Source organism: Pseudomonas sp. K5002 (genome assembly GCF_013386655.1).
Taxonomy (GTDB): Bacteria; Pseudomonadota; Gammaproteobacteria; order Pseudomonadales; family Pseudomonadaceae; genus Aquipseudomonas.
On sequence record NZ_JACARK010001557.1, the window covers coordinates 1 to 857 of the forward strand.

General features: G+C 65.6%; 1 protein-coding gene and 1 pseudogene. Both read left to right on the forward strand.

The window, feature by feature from the left end; genetic code table 11:
• Nucleotides 1–400, forward strand: a pseudogene (locus HX846_RS37900) (chemotaxis protein CheR); the annotation flags it as partial.
• Nucleotides 397–857: chemotaxis protein CheW (locus HX846_RS37905; protein ID WP_178967547.1), on the forward strand; the 461-nt coding region annotated here is incomplete at its 3' end. The pseudogene HX846_RS37900 and the gene HX846_RS37905, both read left to right, overlap by 4 nt.

The following is an 857-nucleotide window of genomic DNA, read 5'->3' on the forward strand; positions in this document are numbered from 1 at the left end:
CCCGACCAGGCCCCGGCCGTTCAGCACCGTCAGTGCCCAAGTGGTACCGATCAAGCCGCCGCCCCCGCAGTCGGACGCCGCCGATCTGCTCAGTCAGATTGCGACCCTGGCCAATGAAGGCAAGAGCCTGGAAGCCCGTGCTGCCTGCGAGCGTTATTTGCAGAGCCATCCGCCGGCGGCCCAGGTGTTTTATTGGCTGGGCCTGCTCAGCGATGTGGCCGGCAGCGCCCTGGAAGCCCAGGGTTATTACAGAAAAGCCTTGTACCTGGAACCCCAGCACCCGCAGGCCTTGATGCACCTGGCCGCGTTGCTCGAGTCCCAGGGCGATGTCGCCGGCGCCCGGCGTTTGCAGGCTCGTGCCGCGCGCAGCGAGCGAGCTGACAGTGAGCGTAAATCATGACCCTGGATCCCGAGCTGAACCTGACCCTGGCCGATACCCAGGCCATCGATGACTGCTGGAACCGCATCGGCATCCACGGTGACAAGTCCTGCCCGTTGCTGGCCGAGCACATTCACTGTCGCAATTGCTCGGTGTATTCCGCCGCCGCCACGCGCCTGCTCGACCGTTATGCCTTGCAGCAGGACGATCACCGCCCCGTCGCGACGCCGGAAGTCGAGGGTGATGTCCTCACCCGTTCGCTGCTGATGTTCCGCCTCGGCGAAGAATGGCTGGGCATCGCCACTCGCTGCCTGGTGGAAGTGGCGCCGTTGCAGCCGATCCATTCCTTGCCCCATCAGCGTTCCCGCGCCTTGCTGGGCGTGGCCAATGTGCGTGGCGCACTGGTGGCGTGCCTGTCCCTGGTGGAATTGCTGGGGCTGGACAGCACCGGCAGCGGCCCCAGTGGCGCACGAATCAT